Origin of the sequence: Leifsonia sp. RAF41 (assembly GCF_052114085.1) — a bacterium.
Classification (GTDB): domain Bacteria; phylum Actinomycetota; class Actinomycetes; order Actinomycetales; family Microbacteriaceae; genus Leifsonia.
This window is the reverse complement of record NZ_JBFREB010000006.1, coordinates 1-385: the sequence shown is the minus strand read 5'-3', so window position 1 is coordinate 385 and position 385 is coordinate 1. Positions and strand designations below refer to the sequence as shown.

Here is a 385-nt window from a genome sequence, read left to right as displayed (position 1 = left end):
CTCAGCAACCGCTTCGGCTGACAACGCGCATGCCGAAGCGGCCGCGCAAGGAAATCAACTCTTGGGGATCGACATGAAGATTGCAATCATCGGCGCGGGCGCCATCGGCGGACTGGTCGGCGCAAAGCTCGCGCTGGCCGGCGAGGACGTGACGTTCATCGTGCGCGGCGCCAACCTCGAAGCCATCGGCAGGAACGGCATCAAGCTGGTCTCGGCCGAGGGCGAAGAACAGGTGGCGCGCAACGTCAAGGCCACCGACCGCTACGACGAGGCGGGTCCGCAGGACATCGTCGTGCTCGCCATGAAGGCCCACCAGGTCGAGGCGGTGGCGAACGACGTGCCCAAGCTGTTCGGGCCCGACACGGTGGTCGTGACGATGCAGAAC

Annotated in this window: 1 protein-coding gene; it reads left to right on the top strand. The window is 66.0% G+C overall.

What is annotated here, in order from left to right; all coding sequences use genetic code 11:
* Positions 1 to 385, top strand: a 385-nt coding sequence (locus AB4Y74_RS17765; protein WP_441800482.1) for a ketopantoate reductase family protein, incomplete at both ends; no start/stop codon positions are given.